General features: G+C 69.3%; 31 protein-coding genes. 19 read left to right on the top strand and 12 right to left on the bottom strand.

Annotated features, from left to right (window positions below; all coding sequences use genetic code 11):
• Positions 1–235: 235 nt before the first annotated feature.
• The 4 genes from lepB to VEB62_RS10750 are packed head-to-tail and all read left to right on the top strand — an operon-like array spanning position 236 to position 3,843.
• Positions 236–952 (top strand): signal peptidase I, encoded by a 717-nt coding sequence (gene lepB, locus VEB62_RS10765; protein ID WP_324799301.1) that lies wholly within the window; start codon positions 236–238, stop codon positions 950–952.
• Positions 952–1,668: a ribonuclease III gene (gene rnc / locus VEB62_RS10760; RefSeq protein ID WP_324799176.1), complete on the top strand. Its 717-nt coding sequence runs from the start codon at positions 952–954 to the stop codon at positions 1,666–1,668. The genes lepB and rnc overlap by 1 nt, the downstream gene beginning before the upstream one ends.
• Positions 1,665–2,612, top strand: coding sequence for a GTPase Era (gene era / locus VEB62_RS10755; RefSeq protein ID WP_324799173.1), 948 nt, complete (start codon positions 1,665–1,667; stop codon positions 2,610–2,612). Before rnc ends, era begins: the two co-directional genes overlap by 4 nt.
• Positions 2,613–2,616: 4 nt before the next feature.
• On the top strand, positions 2,617–3,843 hold the full coding sequence (locus tag VEB62_RS10750; protein WP_324799170.1) for a serine hydrolase domain-containing protein: 1,227 nt from the start codon (positions 2,617–2,619) through the stop codon (positions 3,841–3,843).
• A gap of 3 nt (positions 3,844–3,846) precedes the next feature.
• On the opposite strand, the gene VEB62_RS10745 is transcribed toward VEB62_RS10750, so the two are convergent.
• The 10 genes from VEB62_RS10745 to VEB62_RS10700 form a co-directional block, all read right to left on the bottom strand.
• The gene (locus VEB62_RS10745; protein ID WP_324799167.1) at positions 3,847–4,506 is read right to left on the bottom strand and encodes a dihydrofolate reductase family protein; all 660 of its coding nucleotides are present in this window, start codon (positions 4,504–4,506) and stop codon (positions 3,847–3,849) included.
• Positions 4,507–4,517: 11 nt separating this feature from the next.
• On the bottom strand, positions 4,518–5,498 hold the full coding sequence (locus VEB62_RS10740; RefSeq protein WP_324799165.1) for an alpha/beta fold hydrolase: 981 nt from the start codon (positions 5,496–5,498) through the stop codon (positions 4,518–4,520).
• Positions 5,498–5,911: a DUF1801 domain-containing protein gene (locus tag VEB62_RS10735; protein ID WP_324799162.1), complete on the bottom strand. Its 414-nt coding sequence runs from the start codon at positions 5,909–5,911 to the stop codon at positions 5,498–5,500. The genes VEB62_RS10740 and VEB62_RS10735 overlap by 1 nt, the downstream gene beginning before the upstream one ends.
• A 1-nt stretch (position 5,912) precedes the next feature.
• Positions 5,913–6,404, bottom strand: a complete 492-nt coding sequence (locus VEB62_RS10730; RefSeq protein WP_324799160.1) for an SRPBCC family protein — start codon at positions 6,402–6,404, stop codon at positions 5,913–5,915.
• A complete protein-coding gene (locus tag VEB62_RS10725; RefSeq protein ID WP_324799157.1) occupies positions 6,401–6,568 on the bottom strand; it encodes a hypothetical protein in 168 nt (55 codons plus the stop codon). The genes VEB62_RS10730 and VEB62_RS10725 overlap by 4 nt, the downstream gene beginning before the upstream one ends.
• On the bottom strand, positions 6,565–6,996 hold the full coding sequence (locus VEB62_RS10720; RefSeq protein WP_324799155.1) for a VOC family protein: 432 nt from the start codon (positions 6,994–6,996) through the stop codon (positions 6,565–6,567). The genes VEB62_RS10725 and VEB62_RS10720 overlap by 4 nt, the downstream gene beginning before the upstream one ends.
• A gap of 93 nt (positions 6,997–7,089) precedes the next feature.
• Positions 7,090–7,461 (bottom strand): hypothetical protein, encoded by a 372-nt coding sequence (locus tag VEB62_RS10715; protein ID WP_324799152.1) that lies wholly within the window; start codon positions 7,459–7,461, stop codon positions 7,090–7,092.
• Positions 7,458–7,937 carry an SRPBCC family protein gene (locus tag VEB62_RS10710; protein ID WP_324799150.1) on the bottom strand — a complete coding sequence of 160 codons (480 nt, stop codon included), beginning with the start codon at positions 7,935–7,937 and terminating at the stop codon, positions 7,458–7,460. Before VEB62_RS10710 ends, VEB62_RS10715 begins: the two co-directional genes overlap by 4 nt.
• Before the next feature lie 41 nt (positions 7,938–7,978).
• On the bottom strand, positions 7,979–8,485 hold the full coding sequence (locus tag VEB62_RS10705; protein ID WP_324799147.1) for an SRPBCC family protein: 507 nt from the start codon (positions 8,483–8,485) through the stop codon (positions 7,979–7,981).
• Positions 8,469–8,816 carry an ArsR/SmtB family transcription factor gene (locus tag VEB62_RS10700; RefSeq protein WP_324799145.1) on the bottom strand — a complete coding sequence of 116 codons (348 nt, stop codon included), beginning with the start codon at positions 8,814–8,816 and terminating at the stop codon, positions 8,469–8,471. Before VEB62_RS10700 ends, VEB62_RS10705 begins: the two co-directional genes overlap by 17 nt.
• 294 nt (positions 8,817–9,110) lie before the next feature.
• On the opposite strand from VEB62_RS10700, the gene VEB62_RS10695 reads away from it, so the two are divergent.
• From VEB62_RS10695 to VEB62_RS10660, 8 genes are all read left to right on the top strand, one after another.
• Positions 9,111–9,587, top strand: a complete 477-nt coding sequence (locus VEB62_RS10695; RefSeq protein ID WP_324799143.1) for a nuclear transport factor 2 family protein — start codon at positions 9,111–9,113, stop codon at positions 9,585–9,587.
• Positions 9,588–9,631: 44 nt separating this feature from the next.
• The gene (recO, locus tag VEB62_RS10690; protein WP_324799141.1) at positions 9,632–10,363 is read left to right on the top strand and encodes a DNA repair protein RecO; all 732 of its coding nucleotides are present in this window, start codon (positions 9,632–9,634) and stop codon (positions 10,361–10,363) included.
• A 277-nt stretch (positions 10,364–10,640) separates the two neighbouring features.
• Entirely contained in the window at positions 10,641–11,753 is a 1,113-nt protein-coding gene (locus VEB62_RS10685; protein WP_324799139.1) for an alkaline phosphatase D family protein, read from the top strand.
• A 66-nt stretch (positions 11,754–11,819) separates the two neighbouring features.
• Positions 11,820–12,128: a hypothetical protein gene (locus tag VEB62_RS10680; RefSeq protein WP_324799136.1), complete on the top strand. Its 309-nt coding sequence runs from the start codon at positions 11,820–11,822 to the stop codon at positions 12,126–12,128.
• Between the two features lie 121 nt (positions 12,129–12,249).
• Positions 12,250–12,828, top strand: coding sequence for a hypothetical protein (locus VEB62_RS10675; RefSeq protein WP_324799133.1), 579 nt, complete (start codon positions 12,250–12,252; stop codon positions 12,826–12,828).
• Between the two features lie 32 nt (positions 12,829–12,860).
• Entirely contained in the window at positions 12,861–15,062 is a 2,202-nt protein-coding gene (parC, locus tag VEB62_RS10670) for a DNA topoisomerase IV subunit A (RefSeq protein WP_324799130.1), read from the top strand.
• Between the two features lie 240 nt (positions 15,063–15,302).
• Positions 15,303–15,881 (top strand): LemA family protein, encoded by a 579-nt coding sequence (locus tag VEB62_RS10665; RefSeq protein ID WP_324799127.1) that lies wholly within the window; start codon positions 15,303–15,305, stop codon positions 15,879–15,881.
• 3 nt (positions 15,882–15,884) lie between these two features.
• Positions 15,885–16,907: a M48 family metallopeptidase gene (locus VEB62_RS10660; RefSeq protein ID WP_414642028.1), complete on the top strand. Its 1,023-nt coding sequence runs from the start codon at positions 15,885–15,887 to the stop codon at positions 16,905–16,907.
• Here VEB62_RS10660 and VEB62_RS10655 read toward each other — a convergent pair.
• Positions 16,904–17,638: an arginyltransferase gene (locus VEB62_RS10655; RefSeq protein WP_414642026.1), complete on the bottom strand. Its 735-nt coding sequence runs from the start codon at positions 17,636–17,638 to the stop codon at positions 16,904–16,906. The two genes, VEB62_RS10660 and VEB62_RS10655, sit on opposite strands and share 4 nt — an antisense overlap.
• Before the next feature lie 124 nt (positions 17,639–17,762).
• Positions 17,763–18,665 carry a flagellar motor protein MotB gene (locus VEB62_RS10650; RefSeq protein ID WP_324799124.1) on the bottom strand — a complete coding sequence of 301 codons (903 nt, stop codon included), beginning with the start codon at positions 18,663–18,665 and terminating at the stop codon, positions 17,763–17,765.
• A gap of 138 nt (positions 18,666–18,803) precedes the next feature.
• Between VEB62_RS10650 and VEB62_RS10645 the strand changes: the two genes are divergently transcribed.
• The 7 genes from VEB62_RS10645 to VEB62_RS10615 all read left to right on the top strand — a co-directional run bounded on the left by VEB62_RS10645 (position 18,804) and on the right by VEB62_RS10615 (position 26,306).
• Positions 18,804–19,301: a flavin reductase family protein gene (locus tag VEB62_RS10645; RefSeq protein ID WP_324799122.1), complete on the top strand. Its 498-nt coding sequence runs from the start codon at positions 18,804–18,806 to the stop codon at positions 19,299–19,301.
• A gap of 10 nt (positions 19,302–19,311) precedes the next feature.
• Positions 19,312–20,181 (top strand): NAD(P)-dependent oxidoreductase, encoded by an 870-nt coding sequence (locus tag VEB62_RS10640; RefSeq protein WP_324799119.1) that lies wholly within the window; start codon positions 19,312–19,314, stop codon positions 20,179–20,181.
• A 166-nt stretch (positions 20,182–20,347) separates the two neighbouring features.
• Positions 20,348–20,758, top strand: a complete 411-nt coding sequence (locus VEB62_RS10635; RefSeq protein ID WP_324799116.1) for a response regulator transcription factor — start codon at positions 20,348–20,350, stop codon at positions 20,756–20,758.
• Entirely contained in the window at positions 20,739–21,803 is a 1,065-nt protein-coding gene (locus tag VEB62_RS10630) for a YaiO family outer membrane beta-barrel protein (RefSeq protein ID WP_324799114.1), read from the top strand. Before VEB62_RS10635 ends, VEB62_RS10630 begins: the two co-directional genes overlap by 20 nt.
• Positions 21,803–22,864, top strand: coding sequence for a HEAT repeat domain-containing protein (locus tag VEB62_RS10625; protein WP_324799112.1), 1,062 nt, complete (start codon positions 21,803–21,805; stop codon positions 22,862–22,864). The genes VEB62_RS10630 and VEB62_RS10625 overlap by 1 nt, the downstream gene beginning before the upstream one ends.
• Entirely contained in the window at positions 22,864–24,309 is a 1,446-nt protein-coding gene (locus VEB62_RS10620) for a glycosyltransferase family 2 protein (protein WP_324799109.1), read from the top strand. Before VEB62_RS10625 ends, VEB62_RS10620 begins: the two co-directional genes overlap by 1 nt.
• A complete protein-coding gene (locus tag VEB62_RS10615) occupies positions 24,306–26,306 on the top strand; it encodes a PAS domain S-box protein (RefSeq protein WP_324799106.1) in 2,001 nt (666 codons plus the stop codon). Before VEB62_RS10620 ends, VEB62_RS10615 begins: the two co-directional genes overlap by 4 nt.
• Positions 26,307–26,323 lie beyond the last annotated feature (17 nt).

Genomic DNA, 26,323 nt, shown 5'->3' with positions numbered 1-26,323 from the left:
GCCGGCCCATGAAGCGCCCGCCTCCGGGGTCGACCATGGCGATGACGGCCACGCCCATGACCCCGTGACGCCGGCCGAGGCGGTTGCCGCCGGGAGCGCCGCCGCCGCCGCGTCGGCGAAACAGCCGGTCTGGAGCGATTCCGGCGACGCCCCGTTCGAGGACGTCGACGCCACCCCCGTCTACGCCCGCGGCAAGGGCCGCAAGAAGGGCAGGTCGGGCGGCGGCAACGAGACCGTGGAGATCATCAAGACGATCTTCTTCGCCCTGCTGATCGCCTTCGTCCTGCGGGTGCTGCTGTTCCAGCCCTTCACCATTCCGTCGGCCTCGATGGAGCCCAACCTCTACGAGGGCGACTACATCGTCGTGTCGAAGTGGAGCTACGGCTATTCGAAACACGCCATCCCGTTCAGCCCGCCGCTGTTCGAGGGCCGTCTGTTCGCGCGGGAGCCGAAGCGCGGCGACATCGTGGTGTTCAAGCTGCCGCGCGACAACAAGACCGATTACATCAAGCGTCTCATGGGCCTGCCCGGCGACCGCCTCCAGATGATCAACAACGTGCTCTTCATCAACGGCACGGCCGTGAAGGACGTCGAACTGAGCCGGCAGGACGTGCAGAACCTCTACGGCGCCCAGCCGACGATCCAGCTGCGCGAAACCCTGCCGGAAGGGCGGGAGTTCAATGTCCAGGACTGGGGCCCGAACAACGTCTCCGACAACACGCCGGTGTTCGAGGTGCCGGCCGGCCACTACTTCATGATCGGCGACAACCGCGACAACTCGCAGGACAGCCGCTTCGATATCGCCGAGGGCGTCGGCTATGTTCCGGCCGAGAACCTGATCGGCAAGGCCGAGATCATCCTGTTCTCGTGGTCGCCGGGCGCGTCCCTGTGGAACCCCGTCAGCTGGTTCTCGAAGGTCCGTCCGAGCCGGTTCTTCACCGTCCTGCACTGATGGCTGACCGGCGGGCCGAGGCGGTCGCGGCGCTTGCGTCCAGACTCGGCCATGACTTCCGCGACCCGTCCCTGCTCGATCAGGCCCTGACCCACGCCAGCGTGGGCGAGGGGGCGGAGCGCGACGCCCGCGGCCGGCCCTTCCTCGACAACCAGCGGATGGAGTTCCTCGGCGACCGGGTCCTCGGCCTTCTGGTCGCCGACCGGCTGATGCGCGACCTGCCGACGGCCGACGAGGGCGAGATGTCGTCGCGCCTGCACGCCCTGGTCGACAAGGCGACCTGCGCCCGCGCCGCCGAGGCGCTGGGGGTCGGCGACGCCATCCGGCTGTCGCCCGGCGAGGCCAAACAGGGCGGCCGCCGCCGCGAGGGCATGCTCGGCGACGCCATGGAGGCCATCCTGGCGGCGGTCTGGCTGGACGGCGGCATGGACGCGGCCCGCGCCGTGTTCGAACGCGTCTGGGCCGACGAACTGGCCGCGCCCGCCCGCAAGTCGCTGACCAACCCGAAATCCGCCCTGCAGGAATGGGCGCTCGGGCAGGGCAAGCCGCTCCCCACCTACCGCATTGTCGAACGGACAGGCTCGGATCACGCCCCGACATTCACCGTTGAAGCAAGCGTGGCCGGATATGCACCCTTGACCGCGCAGGGCCGTTCGCGTCAGGACGCGGAGAAGGCGGCCGCGATCGGCCTGCTGCAGCGTGAAGGCGTGATTTGACCGAACCCCAAAACCAGCGTGCCGGCTTCGCCGCCATCATCGGCGCGCCCAACGCCGGCAAGTCGACGCTGGTCAATCGCCTGACCGGGACCAAGGTCTCGATCGTCACCCAGAAGGTCCAGACCACCCGCTTCCCCGTGCGCGGCATCGCCATGGAGGGCGACGCCCAGATCGTGCTCGTCGACACGCCCGGCATCTTCACGCCGCGCCGCCGGCTGGACCGCGCCATGGTCGCCTCGGCCTGGGGCGGAGCCGACGACGCCGACGTGGTCGTCCACCTGGTTGACGCCGCCTCGCACATCGCCTCGGAAGGCAAGGAAGGCCAGGCGGCCGACCGCCGCTCGGCCGAGGACACCGAGACCATCATCGCGGCCCTCAAGGCCGCGGGAAAACAGGTCATCCTGGCGCTGAACAAGATCGACGGCATGCGCCGCGACACCCTGCTGGCCCTGTCTCACGCCATGTTCGAAACCGGCGTCTATTCCGAGGTCTATATGATCTCGGCGCTCAGCGGCGACGGGGTCGACGACCTCAAGCAGCGGCTGGCCCGCGCCATGCCGCCGGGACCGTGGCTCTATCCCGAGGACCAGTCCGCCGACGTCCCGATGCGCGTGCTGGCCGCCGAGATCACCCGTGAGAAGGTCTATCTGCGCGTCCACGAGGAACTGCCCTATTCGGCGGCGGTCGAGACCACCGCCTTCGAGGACCGGCCCGACGGCTCGGCCCGTATCGAACAGACCATCTACGTCGAGCGCGAGAGCCAGCGGCCGATCGTGCTGGGCAAGGGCGGCCAGACCCTGAAATGGATCGGCCAGAAGTCGCGCGAGGAGCTCATCGAGCTGCTGGACCGCCCCGTGCACCTGTTCCTGACGGTCAAGGTCGACCCGAAATGGCAGGATTCGCGCGCCCTCTACGCCCAGTTCGGGCTGGACTACGACGTCTAGGCCGGTGTTCCAGGTTCCCAGACATGCCGGCGGTCATCCGCGACTGGCGGCGGCGTTTCTCGCCCTGCTGTTCGTTCTCGCCGCCGGCCTGATCGCCTGGGCGACGGTGCGGCCCCTGCCGGCGAGGTCAGCCCCCGAGCCGGCGCCGCCCCGGCCGCCGGCCGTGGTCGTTCAGGACCTGCCGCAACTGACGGAACAACTCGAGCGCTGGGGCGGCTCCGGCGCCTTCACCGGCGGCGTGCTGGTGGCCAGGGGCGACCAGGTGCTGTTCCGCCAGGTCTACGGCTACGCCGACCGCAACCTCGGCAAGCCGCTTGAGCTGGATTCCCGCTTCCGCCTCGCCTCGGTCAGCAAGCAATTCACCGCCGCCGCCATCCTGCGCCTGCAGGACGAGGGCCGGCTGTCGGTCGACGACCCCGTGTGCCGCTGGGTCGATCCGTGTCCCGCCGCCTGGGCGCCGGTTCGGCTGCACCACCTGTTGTCCCATACCTCGGGCATTCCCGACCTGATGGCCCGTCCCGGCTGGGGCGTCCGCCGCGTGACGTCCGCCACGCCGGAAGAATTGACAGCAGACTCAGCGCGGTACGGTCTTCAATTCCCACCGGGAACGAAGGTTCGCTACGACAATGCCGGCTATAATCTGCTCGGTTACGTCGTCCAGAAGGCCAGCGGCCTGCCGCTTCAGGACTATCTGCGCGACGCCTTCTTCGTGCCGCTGGGCATGGCCGACACCGGCTTTGAGGACGACGCCTCCGGCGTGGTCATGGGCTACGCCAATCTGGCCGGCGGTCCTACGCCGCAGCCGGACCATAACGTCAGCATCATCTTCGGCGCCGGCGCCCTGTATTCGACGCTGGACGATCTGCTGGTCTGGCAGCGCGCCCTGCACGGCGGCGGCCTGCTGAGCCCGCGCAGCTATGCGCAAATGATCGGCGACCACGCCCCCGCCGATACGCCGGACGAGCGCGGCCGGCCCCGCCGCGACTGGGGCTACGGCCTGTTCACCAACAGCCTCGGACGCCGGGTCAGCCCGGGCTTCCCGGACCGCCAGATCTATCACACCGGCAGTTGGTCCGGCTTCCGTAACCTGATCGCCCACCAGCCGGACGGGGACGTCACGGTGATCGTGCTGTCGAACAATTTCCACCAGCGCGAAGCGGTCTTCCTGCTGTCCCAGCAGGGCATGGCCGAGGCGCTGGGCCGGCCGTTCCCGACCGCCATGGCGCGCTGACGCTCAGCCATCCCGCGCCCAGCGCTCCCGGCGCTCCAGTTCCGCCGCGCCCGGACTATCCTCACCGAACGAGCCGGTGGGCACGTCCCCGTCGCGGCGGTAGGTCCCGACCATGACGCCCCTGGTCGTCAGCTCGCCGTCCACCCGCGTCCAGGCGTGCGGGCGCGACCCGTCGTCGAACAGCCGCTTGCCCCGACCCAGCACGATCGGGAAGGTCAGGATCGTCAGCTGATCGATCAGGTCGTGGGCCAGAAGGGTGTGGATGACCTCGCTCGACCCCTGGATCAGCAGGTCTCGCCCCTCGGTCGCCTTCAGCGCCCGCACCGCCCCGGCCAGATCGCCCTCCAGCCGGTGGCTGTGAGCCCAGTCCAGCGGCGTGTCCGGGCCGGCGGCGACGTATTTGTTCACGGCGTTGAAGGTGCGGCCGATCTCGTCGTCCTGGTGCGGCCAGTAGGCGGCGAAGATCTCGTAGGTGCGGCGACCCAGCAGCAGGTCGTAGTCCTCGCCCATGGCGCGGTCCATCAGCCCGCCCAGCGTCTCGTCGAAGAACGGAAAGACCCAGCCGCCGAACTGGAAGCCGCCGGTCGTGTCCTCGGCGGGCCCGCCGGGGGCCTGCATGACGCCGTCCAGCGAGACGAAGGTGGCGGTTCTGATCGTGCGCATGGCGCCTCTCCTCACTCGCTTCCGGGGATATCGTCGAACAACCCTCCCGGCGGCGGGCGGGTCTGGTCGTCCAGGAACGGCAGGATCATCGCCGCCAGCAGGGTCGGGTCGCCGAACACATCGACGTGCGAGGCCCCGGGCAGGATGGCCAGCCGTGCGGGCGGGGGCTCGGTCAGGAACGGCTGGGACGCCCGCGCCGTGTCGCCGCCGCCGCGCAGCCGGTACAGCTCGACCGCGTGCTCGGGCCGCACGATGTCGTGGTCGCCGACGATGATGAAGGTCGGCGAGGTCAGGGCGCGGATATGCTCCGCCGGCCAGTCCTGGCCCTGGTCCATGACCTTGATCTTGTTGACCACCGAGGCGAAGGCGTCGGGGTTGGGCGACAACCGCCTGAACTCCGCCTCCATCGGCGTTCCGGCGAACATCTCGGGCGTGATGCCCTCCATCATCGCGCTGAAACCGGGCAGGTTGCCCGCCTCGTTGAAGCTGACCGAGGCGATGACGAGATGGTCGACCCGCTCCGGGTGGCGCAGCGCCAGCTGCAGGGCCGCGCCCGCGCCCATCGAATAGCCGATCACATCGGCCTTCCCGACGCCCGCGTCGGCCAGCACGGCGGCGGCGTCGTCGGCGAGGGACTCGTAGGTGATCGGGCCGGGCAGGTCGCCGGTGCGGGCATGGCCGCGCTGGTCGACGACGATCAGGGGACGGTCGGTGATCAGGTCGGTCAGCGGCTTCATCGAGTCCGACGACATGAAGGCGCCGTGCAGCACCAGCACCGGCCGTTTGCCGGAGTTCAGGTCGCCGTGGACGAAGTAGCGGACCTCGCCGCCCTCGACCGTGGCGGCGTCCGCGCGGGGAGCCGCCCGGGCCGTGACGCTCGCCGCGGCCGGGGCGGGGGCGGGGGTCTGGGCAAGCGCTGGCGAACCCGCGGCCATGGCCAGCACAGAGGCGACAGCCAGAATGGCGAAGCGGTGGGGAGACGGTCGGGTCATCAGGTCTTCTCCTTCTTCGGGGCCTTTGGCTTCAGGGCCCTGGTGGGGTCGCCGAGTTCGGCGTTCAGAGCGATGGCGGCGCGGGTCAGGACGGTCACGGTGTCCGCGCCGACGGCCTCGCCGTCCGTCAGGCTGAGGGTCGCCATCTCGTACTGGCCGCCCGGCTTCAGGCGCGGCTCGAGGTCGCGCAGCCGCTGGCCGCGCCAGAAGCCCAGCAGGACACGCCGGTCTTCGGCGCGGATCAGCAGGGCGGGGCCGTTCGACAGGTAGACGAGGTGACCCCATTTGATCACCTCCGTCAGGCCGCCGACGGCCCGCACGGCGGCGCGCAGGGCCTCGACCCTGTCACGCCGCCATCCGTCGAGACCGGCCACATAGGCGTCGGGATTCGCCGCGGCCGGTCCCGTCTGCATCTCAGCCTCCCGCGGCCGTGACGGCGCGGATATGCGCCGCCAGTTTGTCGAGGCTCTGCGACCAGCCCGTCTCCATGCCGCTGAGCGGGCCGATGGCGTCCTCGCGGGCCTGAATAACCACGGCCTCGAACTGCATGACGGTGCGGCCGTCGGCCTCCTCGAACCGGGCGGTATGCTCGACCTCGAACCAGATCGCGCCGTCCGGCAGGGTGATCCAGGTCCGCATGACCAGCCGCCCGGGCTCGTCCAGTTCGACGAACCGGCCGTCGAAGGGATGGTCGCTCCCGTCCGGCGCCCGCATCACCATGTGAATGGCCCCGCCGGGCCGCACGTCCATCCGGACGACCGGCGTGGTGAAATGCTCGGGACTGAACCACACCCCGACGTGGGCCGGATCGGTCCACATCTTCCACACCAGGGCGCGCGGGGCGTCGAAGCTCCGGACGATGCTGACCCGTCTCAGCTGCTCAGGGCTGGCGGCGGCGACGGTCACGAGATCGCCTCCGCAGATCCGCGTCGGAACGGGAAGACCGCGCGCAGGGCGGGATCGCGCAGCCACAGTCCGGCGAGCTTCGGGAAGTCCGAGGCGCCGGGCATGAAGCGGGTGAACAGGCCGGTCAGCACCCGGCCCGTCCACACGGCCGGAGACGCCTTCACTTCGGCATTTCCGGATTGGTGTTGACCATCCACGGCACGCCGAACTTGTCCGTCAGGGAGCCGAATCCCGGGGACCAGAAGGTCTCGGCGAAGGGCATGCCCACCTTGCCGCCCTCGGACAGGGCGTCGAACCAGCGTTTCGCCTCCGCCTTGTCGTCGGTGTGCAGGGTGACGTCGAAGCCGTTCTTCGGCTTGTCGACGTTCGGGGCCCAGTCGACATCCATGTCGGCGCCCATGATCGCCTGGTCGCCGACCTGCAGCCAGCAATGCATCAGCCAGTCCTTGTACTTGGGATCGCTGATCGGCATGTCGGGCGGAGCGTCGCCATAGGCCATGGCGGCGGTGATCTCTCCGCCCAGCACTTTCGCATAGAACTCGAACGCCTCGCGGCACTGGCCGCGGAAGCTGAGGCTGGTCACGATTTTCATGGTCGTCGCTCCTGTGATCGATTGAACAAACGCGGGACGCCATCGGCGTCACTACAGATTCACCCCGGAGCCGCACGGCTCCCTGCGGGGCGGTTATCGGACGGCGCGCAGCAGGATCGGGCCGAAGCCCGGCTTGCGCAGGATAAGGCCGATCCACATCAGAACCGCGACATAGACGGCGAACAACAGCTGGGCCGGATCCCCGGCGGCGGCCTGGGAGGCGGCCGAGCCGCCCAGCGCCAGGCTCAGCGCCAGCGCGCCCCAGACGGCGGTGCGGGGCAGGGCGTACAGCGTGGTCGCGACCAGCAGCGCGCCGCCCAGCAAGGCCGGCGGCGCGTCCACCGCGATGCCGGCCTGCAGCAGATCGGCCCGCCCCGCCAGCTTCAGCGCTGCGTCGAGACCGAGGAAGGCCACGACCACGCCGCTCAGCACGCGGCCGGACCAGACGAAGGGCGAGGTCCTCATGGCTCCCGATCCCTGGCGAGGAAGGCCTCCAGCCGCTCGAAGGTGCTGGTCCAGCCGTGTCTGTGGCCGATCAGGCTGGCCTCCGACTTCAGCCCCTCGTGGGTGAAGTCCATCAGGGTGCCGCCGCCGGGCGCGTCGCTGAGCTGGACGGTCACCAGGGTGTCGGCCGGCGGGCCGTCCTCGTGCGACTCGTCCCATTTGAAGGTGAAGACCAGCCGCTCGTTCGGGACGATCTCGCGATAGACCCCGCCCTGCCACAGATCCTGGCCGGTGTCGGGCGAACGCAGACAGGCCCGCCATTCGCCCCCGACCCTCAGGTCCTGCGAAGCGCTGACCGCCGGCCACTCGACCGGACCCAGCCACAGCACCATGACCTCGGGGTTCGTCCACGCCCGCCACACCAGCGCCCGCGGCGCATCGAAGAAGCGCTGCATCTGCAGGGTCGGACGGGCGGCGATGGTTTCGACGAAGGTCATCGGGCGGGCTCTTCAACGGGTCCGGGCGAGGGCGGGGAGGGTTAGTTCGGCTTCTTCAGCAGTTCGGCCAGCTGGTCGGCGCAGGTGCCCCAGCCTTCATGGAAGCCCATGGCCTCGTGCTGCTTCATCGTCTCGGCGTTCCAGTGGCGCGCGGTGGCGACGTAGTCGGTCTTGCCGTCCGGCCTCGGGGTCAGCTCGACCGTGCCGACCATGAACGGCTGGCCGGCGGGCTGCCAGTCCGGGGTCAGGGCGTCGGTTGTGATCCAGCGGCGGTTCGGGATCGCCTCGAGGAAGATGCCGCTGTTGGGGAAGCGTTCGCCGTCCGGTCCGTGCATGACGAAGTTGAACACGCCGCCGGGGCGGGGATCGACCTGCACGTCCGAGATCGTCCACGGCCGCGGGGCGAACCACTGCCGCAGCAATTCCGGCGTCATCCAGGCCTTCCAGATCCGCTCCGGCGTGGCGTCGATGACGCGGCGCAGGACCAGGGCATGCTGATGGGCGACGCCGTCGGTGTTGCAGGGGTTGGACTCAGTTTCTTGGGCCACGGTCGTCTCCTTTTTGAATCTTCTTCAGGTAGGCATCCAGCCGGTCGAAGCTGGCGTCCCAGTAGCGGCGGTAGTGCTCCAGCCATTCGGCGACGCCCTTCAGCGCCATCGGCTCGAGCCGGGCCGGGCGCCACTGCGCCTCGCGGCCCCGGCTGATCAGCCCGGCCTTCTCCAGCACCTTCAGATGCTTCGACACGGCCGGCAGGCTCATGTCGAACGGCTCGGCCAGATCGTTGACGCTGGCCTCGCCCTCGCACAGCCGCGCCAGGATGGCCCGACGGGTCGGGTCGGCCAGGGCGGCGAACTTGGCGGAGAGGGGATCGGTCTGCATGGGTCAGGGCTTCGTGTGTAACTGACAGGTTAAATGCATCGATCCGGAAGGGTTGTCAACCGGGTGGTTAAATAAAATCCTCGCCCGCTCAAACTCCACGCCGTCACCCTCGGGCTTGACCCGAGGGCCAGACCGACCGGTGCTCGGTAGCCGGTTGCGGTCATACTCGTGGGGCCGTCTCCGTCGCACAGCCCGGCCCTGCGTCTGATCCTCGGGTCAAGCCCGAGGATGACGGCGGGCAGGCAGGCGGACGGAGGGATGACGCCCGGGCCAGCTCGGGCCTATGATCCGCCCATGTCCCTGATCGCCCTGACCCTCGCCGCCGTCCTCCACGCCGCCCCCGATCCGGCCGAGGCCGAAGTCGCGGCCGTGCTCGACCGGCTCAACGCCGCCTCGAGCGCCGCCGACGGCGCCGCCTATTTCGACCTGTTCACGCCCGACGCCCGCTTCATCGGCACCGACGCGACCGAGCACTGGACGCTGGCCGAATTCCGCGCCTTCGCCGCCCCGCATTTCGAGCGCGGGAACGGCTGGTCCTATCCGGCCGCCGAGCGGACCATCACCATCGCCCCGATCGACTGCCGCTGCATCGCCTGGTTCGAGGAGAAGCTGACCAACGACAGCTATGGCGAAACCCGCGGCTCCGGCGTCCTGCGCCTGACCCGCGACGGCTGGAAGATCGAACAGTATGTTCTCAGCTTCGCCGTCCCGAACGACAGGGCGGGCGCGGTCGTCGCGGCGATCCGCGGGGCGGACCAGGCGGCCCGATAAGCGGAACGTATGGCCAACTCCCGCCGTCCGGGCTAACGGAGGCGATGGATTTCACCGACGACGCCTTCGTCCTCTCCGCCCGGGCGCACGGCGACACCGGCGTGGTGGTCGAACTGCTGACGGCGGAACACGGCCGGCGCGCCGCCTATGTCGCCGGCGGGGCCTCGCGCAAGATGAAGCCCTTCCTGCAGGCCGGGGCCCGGGTCGTCGCCGACTACCGCGCCCGCACCTCGGACCACCTGGGCTCGGCCCGGCTTGAGCCGGTGGGGGAGGGACCCAGCGCCCTGTTCGACGACCCGCTGGCCCTGACCGGCCTGGCCGCCGCCGCCTCGGTGGCCCAGGGGGCGCTGCCCGAGCGTGAACCGCATCCCGGCGCCTTTCTCGCCTTCGAGGCCCTGATGGCCGCCTTCGCCCTGCCGGACGTCTGGCCGGCCATCTTCGTGCGCTTCGAGGCGGGCCTGCTAGAGGACCTCGGCTTCGGCCTCGACCTGTCGCGCTGCGCCGTGACCGGGACCATGGACGACCTGGTCTGGGTCAGTCCGCGCACCGGCCGCGCCGTCAGCCGCGACGCGGGCGCGCCCTATGCCGACAAGCTGCTGAACCTGCCGCCCTTCATGCTCGGCGCCCAGGCGGGGCTGGGCGAGGGCGACGTCGGCGCGGGCCTCGCCCTGACCGGCCATTTCCTCGAACAGTTCGTCTTCCACCCGCAGAACAGGCCGATCCCGCCGGCGCGGGTGTGGATGATCGACAAGCTGGCCGAGGCGGGACGGCTCTAGGGTCCGGACACATCCTCCACGGCGCGGGCGGCCTTCACCCTCCCTCCGTCGTCATCCTCGGGCTCGACCCGAGGATCAGACCGTCCGGTGCTCGGTGGAACCAGATGCGGTCACGTTCACAGGGCCGTCTCCGTCGCACAGCCCCGTCCCACGTCTGATCCTCGGGTCGAGCCCGAGGCTGACGGGGACGGTTGGATGCGACTCCAGGCGACCGCCTTTGAGTCCGCCCTCGCAACCGCTAGAACCCGTCATCCGCCGACGGCCCCTGGAGCATGCGATGACCTCGATATCCAGACGCGGTCTGGTCGCCGGAACCGCCGTCGCGAGCCTCGCCGGCGCGGTGGCCGCCCGGGCGGACCCCCACCCCCGGTCGGACCGGACCCTGACCCGCATCGCCTTCGGGTCCTGCGCGGACGGCGACAAGCCGCAGCCGATCTGGGACGCGGTGCTGGCGGCCCGGCCGGACCTGTTCATTCTGCTCGGCGACAACGTCTATCTCGATACCCGGGACCCGGAGGTCATGCGCCGCAAATACGCGGCCCTGGCCGCCCAGCCCGGCTTCCAGCGCCTGAAGGCCACCGTGCCCATCCTCGCCATCTGGGACGACCACGACTACGGCGAGAACGACGCCGGCGTGGACTATCCGATGAAGGAGGAGTCGCGCCGCCAGTTCCTCGACTTCTTCGGCGAGGCCGCCGACAGTCCGCGCCGGACCCGCGACGGCATCTATACGTCCCACGTCTTCGGCCCCCCGGGGCGCCGGGTCCAGGTCATCCTGCCCGACCTGCGCTGGAACCGCACCCCGCTGCTGTCGCTGGAGCTGGGCGATCAGGACTACGACGCCTGGGTCGAGCACCGCGCCGCCGAAGGCCTGTCCACGCCCGGCCCCTACGCCCGCAATCCCGAGGATGTCGCCACCCAGCTCGGCGAGACCCAGTGGCGGTGGCTGGAGGAGCAGCTGTCGGTCCCGGCCGATCTTCGCCTGTTCGGCTCCAGCCTGCAGGTGGTGGCCGATTTCCCCGGCTGGGAAGGCTGGATCAACTTCGCCCGGGACCACCAGCGGCTGATCGCCGCCATCCGCGAGCGCCGGGCCGACCGCCTGATCTGTCTGTCGGGCGACACCCACTACGCCGAGATCTCGCGGCTGGACGTCAACACGCCCTATCCGCTGTGGGACATCGCCTCGTCCGGCCTGACCGAGGTCTGGCCCGTGCTGCCGCCCAATGCGCGACGGGTGGGCGAGGCCTTCCGCGACCAGAATTTCGGTCTGCTGACGATCGCCTGGGACGCCGCCCGCCCGACCGTCCTGGCCGAGATCCGCGACGTCTCCGGCGCGGTGCGGCTGGAACAGGCGATCCGGCTGGACGATCTGGTGGCGGGCAGGCCCTGACGATCGACAAGCTTCCCAGAGGCTGGCGGTTTTGACAGCCCTGCGGGTTTCCGCGAGGGTCGGCGGATGACGCTCATGTTCGGCTTGGCGGGCGTCGGCGTCTGCGGCCTCCTGGCCCTGTTCCGGCCGACTCGGGTCATCGCGGTCTATCTGGCGAGCATCGCCGTCTGCTCGGTGGGCGTGGCCTTCGCGCTCGCAGCCGCGGGACTGTTCGGAGCGTGGCTGCTCTATCCCTACCCGGGCAGCGGCGGCGACGGGCAGGGATTGACGATGGCTATCTGGGGTCTGGTTGGGCTGGGCGTCGGAGGACTGGCCGGCGCCGGCGTCGGAATCATGCTTGCCCACAGGCTGACGCGCGGTCGTCCCCTGTTCTGATCGGTCGGCTGTAATGTCCTGCCTTCATATTACCCGCCGAAAACACCTTTGAAATCAACGCCCGGAACCCGCGTCAGCGTTATATTCATGGCGCCCCTTCCAGCCGCCTTACGATAGGCGGATGACACTGCACCCTCATCCACCCCACACCCGCCGCTCCGCCGAAACCTGGGAGGCCGCCCGCCGCGACTATGTCGCCGGGACGCCGGCCGCCATCGTCGCCGAGCGCTACGGCCTCGCCGTCCGCACCGTTCGCCGCCGGGCGCTCGCGCAAAATTGGTCCCGGGAGGACGCTCCCGGGCTCTACAACCGGCTCCGCGACCGGCTCCGGGCCGACCTTCGCGAGCGGCCGGAACTCGCCGCCATAGAAAACCTGAACGGCGAGGACATGTACGAGCTCCTGTTCGTGCCGAGCGCCGCCGGCCTCGGCGGCTTCGCCTTTCGCAGAGCTGCGGAAACCGCCGCCCTTGGGGGCGCGGCCGAAGCGGCCGCCTGGCTGCGTGTGGCCCGGCTGGCGGGACAGGTCGGCGATCGCCACGACGTCGGCCATGATCCCTTCACCCCCGCCGACCAGATGCGGGCCCAGATGATGGATCCGCAGGGCTGGGTTGACGACGAAGCTGTGGAAGAGGCGGCTGATTTGGCCGAAGTGGCCGAAGTGGCCGACGAAATTCGCGGCCACTTCGACCCCAACCGCTAGACTCGGGGGCTCAGATTGCCGATTCGGACCCCATGACCGTTCACACCCCGCCGCCGGAAGGCGGCCGCATCGTCGACGAACCCATGAGCGAGGCGCTGTCGCGCCGCTATCTCGCCTATGCGCTCTCGACCATCACCAACCGGGCCCTGCCGGACGTGCGCGACGGCTTCAAGCCGGTGCACCGGCGCATCATGTACGCCATGCACCAGATGCGGCTGAACCCGCAGGCGGCGGCGCGCAAATGCGCCAAGGTCGTCGGCGAGGTCATGGGGGGCTACCACCCGCACGGCGACGCCTCGATCTACGACGCCCTGGTCCGCCTCGCCCAGGACTTCTCGCAGCGCTATCCGCTGGTCGACGGCCAGGGCAATTTCGGCAACATCGACGGCGATAACGCCGCGGCCATGCGCTACACCGAGTGCAAGCTGACGCCCGCGGCCGTCCTGCTGATGGAGGGCATCGACCAGGACTCGGTCGATTTCAAAGCCACCTATGACGATCAGGACGAGGAGCCGGTCGTCCTGCCCGCCGGCTTCCCCAACCTGCTGGCCAACGGTTCGTCGGGCATCGCCGTCGGCATGGCCACCTCGATCCCCCCGCACAACGTCGGCGAGCTGATCGACGCCTGCCATGTCCTGCTGGATCGCCCCGACGCCACGACCGAAGAACTGGCCACGATTGTTCCGGGCCCCGACTTCCCGACCGGCGGCGTCGCCGTCGAGGGCCACGCCTCGATCCTCGACGCTTACGAGACCGGGCGCGGCGGCGTGCGCCTGCGGGCCCGCTGGGAGACCGAGGATCTGGGCCGCGGCGTCTGGCGCATCGTCGTCACCGAGATGCCGTACCAGGTTCAGAAGTCCAAACTGATCTCGGACCTCGCCGACCTGATCGAGAACAAGAAGGCCCCGCTGCTCGGCGATGTTCGCGACGAGTCGGCCGAGGACATCCGGCTGGTGCTGGAGCCCAAATCGCGCACCATCGAGCCCGAGGTGCTGATGGAGAGCCTGTTCAGGCTCTCCGACCTGGAGGTCCGCTTCCCGATCAACATGAACGTGCTGGACGCCACCGGCACGCCGCGCGTCATGGGGCTCAAGGCCTGTCTGCAGGCCTTCCTCGACCACCGTCGCGAGGTGCTGGTCCGCCGCGCCAACTGGCGCATCGAGCGGGTCGAGAAGCGGCTGCACCTGCTGGAAGGCCTGCGGATCGTCTTCCTCAACCTCGACGAGGTCATCCGCATCGTCCGCGAGGAAGAGCAGCCCAAGGCCGTTCTGATCGCGCGCTTCGGCCTGTCCGAACTCCAGGCCGACTTCATCCTCGACACCCGACTGCGCCAGTTGGCGCGGATCGAGGAAATGACGATCGAGAATGAATACAAGACTCTGGCCGACGAACTTGCGGCTCTGCAATCACTGTCGTCCTCGTCGGCCAAACAGTGGAAACAGGTCGGCAAGGACCTCGAGGCCGTCCGCAAGGCGCTGGTCTCGCCGCGGCGTACGACCATCGCCGAAGCCGTCGACAGCTCCGCCATCGCCTCGATCGAGGCCTTCATCCCGCGCGAGGCCATCACCGTCATCCTGTCCGAGCGCGGCTGGATCCGCGCCGCGAAGGGCAAGGTCGACGATCCGTCCGAGCTGAAGTTCAAGGAAGGCGACAGCCTCGCCTTCCTGGTCCCGGGCTACACCACGGACAAGCTGCTGGTCGCGGCCTCCGACGGCCGGATCTTCACCGTCGGCGCCGACAAGCTGGCCTCCGGCCGCGGCCACGGCGAGCCGCTGCGCCTGATGATCGACCTCGACGAGAAGGCCGACATCGTCAGCCTGCTGGCCCACCAGCCCGGCGGCAGGCTGCTGGTGGCGTCAAAGGCCGGCTACGGCTTCATCGCCCCCGAGGACGAGCTTCTGGCCCAGAAGCGCGGCGGCAAACAGGTGCTGAACGGCGAGATGGCCGCCGCCCTGCGCGTGACCGGCGACCACGTCGCTGTGGTCGGCGACAACATCAAGGCGCTGATCTTCCCGCTCGCTGAACTGCCCGAGATGGGCCGCGGCAAGGGCGTCAAACTGCAGTCCTACAAACAGGGCGGCCTCGCCGACGTCGCGGTCTTCGACGGCGCCCACGGCCCGGAATGGGTCGACGGCGGCGGCCGCCGCCGTAACTGGCCCGACTGGAAGGACTGGCTCGGCAAGCGCGCCGGAGCGGGGCGGCAGGGTCCGCGCGGGCTGAGAAAGTTCCGGTGAGTCCCCAGGGTCGTCATCCTCGGGCTTGACCCGAGGATCAGACGGTCCGGTGCTCGTCGATGGGCGCTTGCGGATCGGTCGTCGGACCATCCCGATCGTACAGCCTGGCTTCGCCTCTGACCCTCGGGTCAAGCCCGAGGGTGACGGTGGGAACGGGGTTGCGCGGATTTCACTATCCGCAGACCCGCGCCGGCCCCATATTCAACCGTGGCCGGAGCCCGGCCGGGATTGGAGATCGACATGCTCACGACCCTGATCGTCATCGGCGTCATCGTCGCCGTCGTGCTGTTCCTCGTCGTCGGCGGCTACAACAAGCTGGTCGCGCTGGACCAGCGGGCCGACCAGTCATTCGCCGACATCGACGTCCAGCTGAAGCAGCGCCAGGATCTGATCCCCAACCTGGTCGAGACGGTGAAGGGCTACGCCACGCACGAGCGCGGCACCCTCGACGCCGTCACCCAGGCGCGCGCCGCCGCCGCCGGCGCCACCTCGGTCAACGACAAGGTCCAGGCCGAGAACATGCTGACCGGCGCCCTGGGCCGGCTGTTCGCCGTCGCCGAGGCCTATCCGGACCTCAAGGCCAACACCAATTTCCAGCAGCTCCAGTCCGAGCTGTCGGACATCGAGAACAAGCTGGCCGCCGCCCGCCGCTTCTTCAACAACGCCGTCAGCGAGTTCAACGCCGTGCGCCGCCAGTTCCCCACCGTGCTGTTCGCCGGCATGGTCGGCTTCGGGCATGACAAGCCGTTCTTCGACCTCGGCGAGGCCGACCGGGCCGCGATGAGCGCCGCGCCGCCCACGGTGAGCTTCCAGGCCTGATCCATGGGCGCCGTCGGGCTTCAGACCCACATCTGGGCGAACAACACGCGGTCGATCCTGCTGCTCGCCGCCTTCCCGGTGCTGATGATCGGCATCCTGTACGGTGTCCAGCTGATCCTGATGGGATTCGGCTTCCTGCCCGGGACCGGCAAGGGCCTGGGCGACGACATGGCCCTGGCGGCGTCATGGCTGGGCTGGACCGTGCCGACGGCCTTCGTCATCGCCGGCATCTGGTTCGCCATCTCCTACTTCGGCAGCCAGGCCATGATCGACGTCATGACCGGGGCCCGCAAAATCGAGCGGAAGACCGAGCCCGAGCTCTACAACCTGCTGGAAAACCTCGCCATCTCGCGCGGTCTGCGCACCCCCGCGCTGCGCATGATCGAGACCGACAGCCTCAACGCCTTCGCCACCGGCCTGCACGAGGGCCGCTACAGCGTCACCGTCACCCGGGGGCTGGTCAACACCCTCAACCGCGACGAGGTGGAGGCGGTGCTGGCCCACGAGCTGACCCACGTGATCAACAAGGACGTGCGGACCATGGTGATCGCCTCGATCTTCGCCGGCATCATCAGCGTCATCGCCGAACTGGTCTTCCGGGGCCTGCTCTATTCGCGCGGCGGCGGCCGGCGCGACAACAAGAACGCCATGCCGCTGATCCTGATCGGCCTGGCCTTCGCCGTGATCGGCTTCGTGCTGGCCTTCGTCATCCGCATGATGCTGTCGCGCAGCCGCGAGTTCGTCGCCGACGCCGGCGCGGTCGAACTGACCAAGAACCCCGACGCCATGATCTCGGCCCTGCGCAAGATCGAGGGCCGCTCCTCGATCAAGGGGCCTGACGAGGTGCAGCAGCTGTTCCTCGACAACCAGCCCGACGGCGTCGGCCTCGAAGGCCTGTTCGCCAGCCATCCGCCGATCCAGAAACGGATCGACGCCCTGGTGAGGTTCGGCGGGGGCCGGGACCCCGGGCCCTGGTCGGGCGAGGCGCCCTCGGCCTGGGACACCTCGGTGCCGATGGCGGGTTAGGGAAGCCGCTCCCAGCCCAGCCGGGTCAGCTGCTCCAGCGGCCGGAACCCGGCCTTGTAGTCCATCTTCTTCGAGCCCCGGACCCAGTAGCCCAGGTAGACGAACGGCAGCCCTACCGTCGCCGCCTGCCTGACGTGGTCCAGAATGGCGAACCGCCCCAGGCTGCGCGCCTCCAGCGCCGGATCGAAGAAGCTGTAGACCATCGACAGCCCGTCCGAGAGCAGGTCGGTCAGGCAGACCCCGACCAGATCGCCCGGCCCGTCGGCGGGGGAGGGCAGGCGGTACTCGATCAGGTGGGTCCGGACGGCCGTATCCTCGACCATCGCCACATAGTCGAGCCAGCCCATGGAGCTCATGCCCCCGCCCGCGTGGCGACCATGCAGATAGCGCCGCAGCAGGTCGAACTGCTCCATCGTCGCCTCGGCCTCGACCAGGTCACGGGTCAGATCGGCGTTGCGCTTCAGCACCTTGCGCTCGGACCTTGAGAAGCTGAACTCGGGAACCGGCAGCCGCACCGAGACGCAGGCGTCGCAGCCCTCGCAGGCCGGGCGGTAGGCGATGTTCTGGCTGCGCCGGAATCCGGCCTGGGTCAGTTCGTCGTTGACGTGCGCCCCTTCGCTGAACGGCAGGTTGGCGAACACCTTCCGCTCGGTCTGGCCCGGCAGGTAAGGGCAGGGGGCCACCGAGGTCATGTAGAAGCGAAGCTGACGCGTGGGTACGAACTGGGTCACGGGCGACAGCTCCCCACCCAATTCCGACGACAGTTTGGCGCCCGTTGCTGCATCCCCTGATTTGGCCCCGCGCCGGGCCGCACGGCAAGCCCATTCGCCCGGCGCCTGAGCGGCGGGCGGGCGGTCACAGGCTGGTGTCCGTCGGCAGGACCGGGGCCTCGCGCAGCAGCACGATGGCGATCCGCCGGTTGCCGGCCAGCGTGGGATCGTCCGGATACAAAGGGTCCGATCCCGCCTTGCCCGAGATCTGGTAGACGCGGTCGGCGTCCACGCCGGCGCCCTGCAGGATCAGCCGCGAGGCGTCGGCCCGCGCCGCCGACAGGGTCCAGTCGTTCGGCCCCGTGGCGCGGTTCGAGCCCGGCGCGGCCGAGGTGTGGCCGGTCACGGAGATGCGGTTCGGCAGCTGGTTGATCACCCGCGAGATGGCCCGCAGCAGCAGCTGGGCGCGCGGGTTGGGCCGGGCCGAGTTCTGCTCGAACATCGAGCGGCCCTCCTGGTCGACCAGCTGGATGCGCAGGCCCTCGGGGGTCTGGTCGATGATCAGTTGCTTGGACAGTTCGGCCAGTTCGGGCATCGACTGCATGGCCTGGCGCAGGGATTCGGCCGCGGAGGCGAATTCGGCGGCCTCGCGGCGGGCGATCTCCTCGCGCAGCGCCTCTTCGCTCGCCGCCGCGAGGTTCTGTTTCTGCCCCACGTCCTGCGGCGCGTCCGGCGGCGCCTCGGGCGCCAGCTGGCTGATGACCGACTGCGCGCCCGAGCCCTTGGCGCCGTCGTCGCCCAGCGAGGTCCCGCCGAGGATGCCGCCCGAGCCCGAAGTCGTCGCCGACACGCTGGCCGGGGCGAAATATTCGGCGATGCCGCGCTTCTGCTCCGGATCCGTCGTGTTGATCAGCCACATCAGCAGGAAGAAGGCCATCATGGCGGTCACGAAGTCCGCATAGGCCACTTTCCACGCGCCGCCATGGTGGCCGCCGCCGATGACCTTCTTGACCTTCTTGATGAGGATCGGACGATCGCTCATGGACATCGGGAGACTCGCGAGACGCTTGCGTTCGGCCCAGAGTCGGCAGTCGGCGTTAAGAACCCGTTTGCGATAACCGCTCACCACGCACGCGATACAGAATCCTGCCTTGCCCGACCCCGGGGCCTCGCCTAGTCGTTCGATGTGGATCCTTCAGCCGCCGACGAACTCGATGTCACCGCCTATCGACGGGCCCTCGGCGGCTTCGCGACCGGCGTGTGCGTGGTCACGGCCCACACCGACGAGGGGCCGTTCGGCATCACGGTCAACTCCTTCACCTCGGTCTCGCTCCGCCCCCCGCTGATCCTGTGGTGTCTCGACCGCGCCTCGTGGCGGCATGACGCCTTCGCCAAGGCCGAACGCTTCGCCGTGCACATGCTGCCGGTCGAGGATCGCGAGATGTCCGATCGCTTCGCCTGGGGCATCTGCCGGCTGTCGTCCGACGAGTTCGACAGCTCCAGCTCCGAACCCCCGCGGCTCAAGAACGCCCTGACGCGTCTGGACTGCGTGGCCCGCGAGCGCATCGTCATGGGCGACCATCTGACCATCGTCGGCGAGGTCCAGGGCTTCGAGACCCGTCCCGGCGACGCCCTGACCTACTACCGCGGCCGCTACGGGACCGCGACCGAACCGCAGACTTGAGGATCAGGACATGAAGATCGGCTTCGCCGGCCTGGGCGTCATGGGCGGCCCGATGGCGCGGCATCTGGTCACGGCCGGGCATGATGTCGCCGGCTACAATCGCTCGCCGGACAAGGCGCGGGCCTGGGCCGAAGCGGCGGGCGGCCGGTTCGCCGCGACGATCGGGGAAGCCGCCACCGGCGCCGACCTGTTCATCCTGTGCGTCGGCAATGACGACGACGTCCGCGCCGTGGCCGCGGCGGCGCTGCCGTCGCTGAACAAGGGAGCGGTCATCGCCGACCACACCACGACCTCGGCGAAGGTGGCCCGCGAGATGGCCGATCTGGCGTCGGGGCAGGGCGCTGTCTTCATCGACGCCCCCGTCTCCGGCGGTCAGGCCGGGGCCGAGAACGGCCAGCTCAGCATCATGGCTGGCGGCGACGCGGCGGGCCTCGCGCGGATCGAGCCGGTGCTCATGCATTACGCCAAGGCGGTCAAACACATGGGGCCGTCAGGCAGCGGCCAGTTGACCAAGATGGTCAACCAGATCGCCATCGCCGGCGTGGTCCAGGGCCTGGCCGAGGCGGTTCACTTCGCCCAGGCCGCCGGTCTGGACACCGACGCGGTCTATGACGCCGTATCGAGGGGCGCGGCGCAGTCCTGGCAGATGGACAACCGCTGGAAGACCGCGGCGGCCGGCCAGTTCGAGTTCGGCTTTGCGGTCGACTGGATGCGCAAGGATCTGGGCCTGGTGCTCGACGAGGCCCGCTCCAACGGCGCCCATCTGGCGCTTACGGCCCTGGTCGACCAGTTCTATTCCGAGGTGCAGGCCATGGGCGGCGCGCGCTGGGACACCTCGAGCCTGACAGCCCGGCTGCAAGGGCGGTCCAACCGATCCTGAACCGCGGATATCTGGTCGCTGTGCGAAGCGGATCGGAGGCTCCCCGGCGCCATTGGACGCTGAGATGAGGCGCTGCGCGGCGGAAACTTCGCCGTCCGTAGGAGTTCTTTCAGTGCACCTGCCGGATAAGGTTGTTCGGGGGCGCTAGCGGAGGTCCGTGGCCCCAATGAGCGCAAGCCGAATACTGATTGCTGACGACGATCCGCTGCTACGCGCCCTGCTCGTGCACAGGCTCACCGCCGACGGGTATGAGGTGGCGACGGCGGAAAACGGAAGCCAGGCGCTCGAGGCTGTCGCGCAGCAGCAACCGGATCTGATCGTTCTCGACGCCCTGATGCCCGTCATGGACGGCTTCGAGGTGTTGCGCCGCCTGAAGGGGGGCGGGTTGTCGGATGCCCCGGTGATCATGCTGACCGCGCTCAAGCGCGAACAGGACATCGTCGGGGCTCTTCAGCTCGGCGCGGCAGACTATCTGGTCAAGCCGTTCATTCCCGACGAACTCGGCCACCGGGTCAGGCGTCTGCTGCAGATGGGGAAACCGGCGGAGGAGGGGAGCCGTGATCGTCGTCCCGCCTGAGCCCGCGGCCGTCGTCCAGGTCGATCCGCAAAACCTCTACCGGTCCGCGGTGGCCGACCGCCTCGCGGGACGCCCGGCCGAGGCCGTCCCCAAACTCGAACAGGTCCTTGCCGTCCGGCCGGATGACGTCGACGCAAGGGTCAACCTGGGCCTGGCGCTTCTGGCGCTCGGGCGCCTCGACGAGGCGGAGGCCGCCCTTGTCGAGGTGACCCGGCGCGCGCCGACGTATGTGGACGCCTGGGTCGGCCTCGCGCGTATCCGGCAACGGCGCCACGACCTGCCGGCGGCCCGCCTCGCCGCCTCCGAAGCCGCCCGCCTGGCGCCGGGGGACGCCGAAGTCAGCGCGCTGCAGGCGTCCCTTGAACCGTCTCCGCCATGGCGTCTGGACGTTGGAGCGGCGAGGAGCCGCCTTTCCGGCGGCCTCCCGGACTGGACCGAGGCGCGCGTGTCGCTCTCCCGCCGGTTGGGGGACGGCTGGAGCGCGGGGGCGGCGGTCGAGATCACCGAGCGTTTCGACAATACGGACGTCTACCTCGAAGCCCGGATGGACCGGGCGTTCGACGGCGGCGGCCTCTATCTGGCCCTGGGCGGGGCTCCGGACGCGGATTATCGCCCGGAGATCGCGTTCGCCGTGGGCGGGCACGCGCGGCTGGCGCCCCGGATCGACGCCACTCTGGACGCCTCGGCGGCGCGATACCCGACCGGAACGGTGATCGGCCTGCATCCCGGCCTCCGGGCGACCCTGCCTGGGGACCGGATTCAACTGTCGGCCCGATGGATCAACGTCCGGGACGAGAACGGCGTCCACCGCAGCGGCTATTCGGCCCTCGCCCGATGGCAGGCGACCGACCGGGTCGCACTCCGGGCGGGCTATGCGGACGCACCGGAGTCTTCGGAAGGGGCGACCGTCGACGTGAAGGCCGGGAACCTGGGCGCCGATCTGGGCGTCACGGACCGTCTCACGCTCCGGATCGGCCTGCTGTCCGAGGACCGGGACGCCTACGACCGTGAGGAGCTGTCGCTGGGGCTGGGCTGGCGGTTCTGATGAGCGCGCTGCTGCTGATATGGTCGGCTTCGGTCGTCCTCGCGGCCGTGGCGCTGATCTGGATGTCCAGTCTGGTGGTCGCGCGCGTGCTGCGGGAAGGAGGCGAGAACCGGCGGCGCCACGACATGCGCCTGATCCAGCAGGCCTTCCTCGACATCATGAGCGGCTCGGGCGACGCCGTGGGCCGTCTTAGGGATGTGAAAGGCCGCGCCCGGCTTATGGCCGAGGCGCTGCTCGAGGTGATCGCCCTCGTGCGGGGCGGCGAGCGGGAGCGGCTGATCTCGGCGCTGACCGCCTTCCGGGTCGACGACATCTTCTGCCGCCGTCTGTCGCTCGGTTCGATCGCCGGACGGGTCGTCGCGGCCGAGGCCCTGTCCGTGTTTCCGGGAGAGCGCACCTGCGTGGCCTTGCGCCGGGCGCTGAGGCGCGCGCGCGTGGGAGAGCTCCGCGTCGGTCTGATGCGGTCCCTGATCGAAATCGGCGCCCCGCCCGCCCTGCGGGAGGTGCTGGCCGACCTTGGCGGCCGCAGGGCCTCTGACTCGCTGCTCTATCTGCCGCTGATCGCGCGGCTGGTCGCCGACGACCCGATGACGGCCCTGAAGGCGTTCGGCGATCCGCAGGTCACCGGCGAAGCACGGGTGATCCTTGCGGAGGCGCTCGGCGCCAGCGGCGACTACAGGATGCTGCAGCCTCTCTGCATCGCCGCGCGGGCGCCCGACGTCGAGTTGCGCATCGCCGCCATCCGCGGGCTGGCGGCGCTGGGGCACCCGGCGGCCGAGCCGACGATCCTGGCCGGTCTTGCGGACGGCGTCTGGGTCGTGCGGGCGGCATCCTGCGAGGCTGCGGGCCGCATCGGCCTGCGCTCCGCCATGCCCCAGCTGGAGGCGCAGCTCGATGATCCTGTGTGGTGGGTGCGGTTCAGGGCCGGCGAGGCGCTGGCCGGCCTCGGTCAGGAGGGGCAGGATCGTCTGCGCGCCCGGGCCGCTTTTGGCGGCGATCTGTCCCGACGAACCGCCTCGATGGTTCTGGCCGAGCGCGGGCTGGCTGTGGAAGCGGTGTGATGCCGCCGATCGCCGAAATCCTGCATGACGGGGCGGCGATCCTCGCGCTGTTCGTGATCACCGTCGGCCTGCTGCAGAATTTGGTCTATCTGGTGCAGCTGGCGCTGGCCGCCGCAGCCCTGATCGAGACGCCTCCAACGGCCTCAAGCGGCCTGTTGTGGCGGCGGTACGCCGACGCGGCTCCGCCGATCGCCTTGCTGGCGCCCGCCTACAACGAGGCGATGACCATCGCCGAAAGCATCCAGTCGCTGCTCTCGCTGCAGTATCCGAGCTTCGAGGTCATCGTGATCAATGACGGCTCGAGTGATGCGACACTTGAGGTCCTGATCGACACCTTCGAGCTGCGGCCGATCCAACGCCACTATGAACTGGCCATCACGCACCGCCCGATCCGGGGTGTCTACGGCGCCGCCCACCAGCCGCGCCTGATCGTGGTCGACAAGGAGAACGGCGGCAAGGCGGACGCACTCAACGCCGGCATCAATGTCTCGCGCGCGCCGATCTTCTGCTCGATGGACGCCGATTCCCTGCTGGAGCCGGACGCCCTGCTGCGCGCGGTGCGCCCTTTTGTGGAGGATCCCGAGCGGACGGTGGCGGTCGGGGGGACGGTGCGGGTCGCCAACGGCTGCCGGATTGCTCAGGGACGGGTGCTCGACGTAGGCCTGCCCCGTAACGTGCTGGCCCTGCTGCAGACGGTCGAATACCTGCGCGCCTTCCTGATGGCGCGCCTCGCCTGGAGCCGGATCAACGCCCTGACCATCATATCCGGCGCGTTTGGCCTGTTCCGCCGGGCCCGGGTCATCGAGGCGGGCGGCTACACCCACGGCACGGTGGGCGAGGACATGGAGCTGGTGGTCAAGCTTCATCGCCTCATGCGCGACAAGCGCCTGCCGTACAGGATCTCCTTCGTCCCCGAGCCGGTCTGCTGGACGGAGGTTCCGGAGGACTTCGGCGTACTTGGCCGGCAACGGGCCCGCTGGCATCGAGGCGCGCTCGAAACCTTCGAGCGGCATTGGGACGTTCTGTTCAAGCCGAGATACGGCCGGGTGGCCCTGGTCGGCTTTGGCTATATCCTTCTGGTTGATGTCCTGGGGCCTGTGGTGGAGTTGCTCGGTTACCTGCTGATCCCGATGTTCTGGCTGTCAGGGGTTCTCTCGGCCGAATACGTGCTGGCCTTTGTCGCGGTCAGTTTCACCTTCGGCATCGTCATCTCGGTGGGTGCGCTGGCGCTTGAGGAATCCGAACTGCGGCGGTTCCCGCGCGCACGGGATCTGGTGCTCCTGACCCTCGTCGCGGTGCTGGAGAATTTCGGCTACCGGCAGCTCAACAACCTGTGGCGGCTGCGCGGCATCTGGCAGTATCTGCGCCGTAGCCAGTCATGGGGGACCATGACGCGCAGGGGCTTCGCGCCCGCCGCCGCGCCTGTGAAGGGGAAGGTCGCGTGACCGCCGCCGGATCATCAAGCGAAGCGGAGCGCGCGCGGCTTGAAGCGGTGAGGGCGCTCCGGATTCTCGACACGCCGCCGGAGCCGCGGTTCGACCGCCTGACCCGACTGACGGCCAGCCTCTTCGGTGTGCCGACGGCTCTGGTGTCACTGGTCGATGGGGACCGGCAGTGGTTCAAATCCCGTCAGGGTATGGACCTTGTGGAGACCCGGCGGGAGGACGCCTTCTGCAGTCGCGCGATCCAGTCGCCGCCCCATGGGGTCATGATCGTGCCTGACGCCTCGAAAGACCCGCGCTTCGCCGACAATCCCATGGTGACGGCCCCCGGCGGGGTGCGTTTCTATGCCGGGGCCGTTCTGACGACCTCCTCAGGCCACAACATCGGAACCCTCTGCATCAAGGACAGGGTCCCGAGGACCTTCAGCGAAGCTGACGCGCAGCGGCTGCGCGAACTCGCCGACCTCGTGATCGAACAGATCGAGCTGACCGGCGAACGGCACGAGGCCGGGGAAAAGCGGCGCCTGCTGGAGTTGGTCGAAGCCGTCTCCCGCGTCGGGCACTGGCGCCTGCAAGTCGACACGGGCGAGGTCACCTGGTCCGACGAGGTCTATCGCATCTACGGCTTTCCTCCCGACCAGCCGTTGTCGCGCGAGGCGGTTTCAGCCGTCTACACCCCGGAGGATCGCGCCGAGCGCGACGCCATGATGCGAAGGGTGATCGAGGACGGCAGCGAGGAGGAGTTTGAGGCGACCATTGTCCGTCCGGACGGGGAGCGCCGGCGGGTCGTGGCCAGCGCGCTGCGGCAACTGGACAGGGACGGTCGGGTCGATGCGGTGTTCGGGGTGGTGCAGGATATCACCGAGCGCCACACGGCCATGGACCACCTGCGGCGCAGCGAGGCGCGGTATCGGCTGCTCGCCACCCATATGGATGATGTCGTGACCCGGCTCCGCCCGGATGGCCGCAGCAGCTACATCTCTCCGGCGGTGAAGTCGCTCCTCGGGTACAGGCCGGGGGAGATGGCCGGTCGGCCGGCGCAGGATTTCGTGCATCCCGACGACCGCCTCGAGCTGCTCAAGGCGTTCCGGAAGCTGTCGGCTGGACTGCGCCGATGCACGCTGCAGCAGCGCGCGCTCCGCAAGGACGGGACCTCGGTGTGGGTCGAAACCAGCTTCCAGTCCGTGATCGACGAGGCCGGCGCGACGGTCGAGATCATCGCGGTGATCCGCGACATCTCTGAGCGGCGCCATCTGGAGGAAGAGCTGCGCGAGGCGCGGGACCGGGCGGAGGCTGCGTCCGACGCCAAGTCCCGGTTCCTCTCGAACATGAGCCACGAATTGAGGACGCCGCTGACCAGCGTCATCGGCTTTTCCCGGATACTGCAGGCTCGGGAGCTGGGACCGGTCGAGCGCCAGTGCGCGGACCGGATCAACCTTGCGGGGGAGATTCTGCTGACGGTGATAAACGACATCCTCGACTATTCGAAGCTGGAGGCGGGGGCCGTCAGTCTCGAGCAGCGGCCGTTCGATATACGGACCGTGCTCAAGGAAGCGGGGGAGATCATCCTCGGCCAGATCGAGGAGAAGGGGCTCTGGTACTCCCAGGACGTCGCCGAAGCCGTGCCTCCGACCATGATCGGCGATCCGGGGCGCTTGCGGCAGATTCTGCTGAACTTCCTCGGCAACGCCGCGAAATTCACCGGGCGCGGCGGCGTCAGCGTCACGGTCGGCGCCACCCCCCTTCCGGAAAACCGGACCCAGGTCCGCATCGCCGTTTCGGACACCGGCGTGGGCGTGGAGCCTGAGGCCGCCAAACTCCTGTTCGAGCGGTTCGTCCAGGCGGACCAGTCGACCAGCCGTCGCTTCGGCGGCACGGGCCTGGGCCTGGCGATCTCGCGGGAACTGGTCGAACTCATGGGGGGAAAGGTCGGGGTGGAGAGCGTGCCCGGCCAGGGGTCGACGTTCTGGTTCGAGGTTCCGCTGGGACTTCCGGAGTAACGACGATGGCAGGATTC

Source organism: Brevundimonas sp., from assembly GCF_035626975.1.
GTDB lineage: Bacteria > Pseudomonadota > Alphaproteobacteria > Caulobacterales > Caulobacteraceae > Brevundimonas.
Note: the sequence above shows the minus strand (reverse complement) of the source record. Positions and strands in the feature narration are given on the sequence as shown.